This is a genomic window from Bartonella sp. AS69XJJH, from assembly GCF_042195585.1.
GTDB lineage: Bacteria > Pseudomonadota > Alphaproteobacteria > Rhizobiales > Rhizobiaceae > Bartonella.
In genome coordinates, this window is the sequence record NZ_JBHIOO010000112.1 from 1 (window position 1) to 891 (window position 891).

Annotated in this window: 1 protein-coding gene; it reads right to left on the reverse strand. The window is 34.7% G+C overall.

Annotation, left to right across the window (positions count from 1 at the left end):
* Positions 1–126: 126 nt before the first annotated feature.
* Positions 127–861 (reverse strand): type IV secretion system protein, encoded by a 735-nt coding sequence (locus ACFIK6_RS10040; protein WP_375677610.1) that lies wholly within the window; start codon positions 859–861, stop codon positions 127–129.
* Positions 862–891: the final 30 nt, after the last annotated feature.

Consider the following 891-nt stretch of genomic DNA (forward strand, 5'->3'; position numbering starts at 1 on the left):
CAAATGCGTTATTTGCATTTATACATTACCTAAGTATTTTCATCACGATATCTTGGCTTTGATAAAATCTTTGTGCCCCTCTGAATTGTTCAGATAGTACTGAACCTTCTACATCGGCTTTTGTTTTTATCGTATGGTAGGCATCCCTTTTTTTTCATGGTCAAAAATTTTCATATCAAGTTCGCGTCTTTTCCTTTTGATAAGTGATCGCTCGGCATTACGTAAATACGCTACCATTTGCATCTTTATAGATTCATTTTGGATCATTGCTAATGAACCATCAATATGTGCTTGAAGATCTGCAATGTCTTTCAGGTTTTCTTTTGTTTGAAGTTCATCGAATAACTCTTTAAGGTATTGAAAACGATTTTCTACGTTTTCAAAAGTTTTTAAAGTTAAAGCTTTATCTAGAGACGATATAAATTCTAAACGGGCAAAAATAGAGTTACCTACTTGATCAAAAGTCCCAGAAATTTTGTTTTCTTCCTCTAATACCTTCTGATATGATTCCCTTGAAAGCTTATCACTCTTATAGAACGATTCTGGCTCTTTGAGAAAAAAACTAGAAAAGTCTATTTTCTGAGGTCCAGTTTTCTGATTCTTTGTTATAGCTTGATAGGCTTTTTCTGTTTGTGAAAGTTGTTCTTTTTTTAACTCAAGCTGTTTTTTTAAGAGCTCAATAGCTTCCCCTTTTTTTAATAGCTTAATAAGCTCCAGATATTCTGCTGATAGGGCAGGTGGTGGGGTTGGGTTCTTCTGTGATGAGGGTTCGAAAGATACGGTTATCTCTGCATTTGCTGGAGCTAGATTCAGCATTCCCAAAAGGGTAATCATTCCTGTTATAATAAATCGCTTTTTCATATATTTGCTCGCTTGATTTCGGCAGGGATT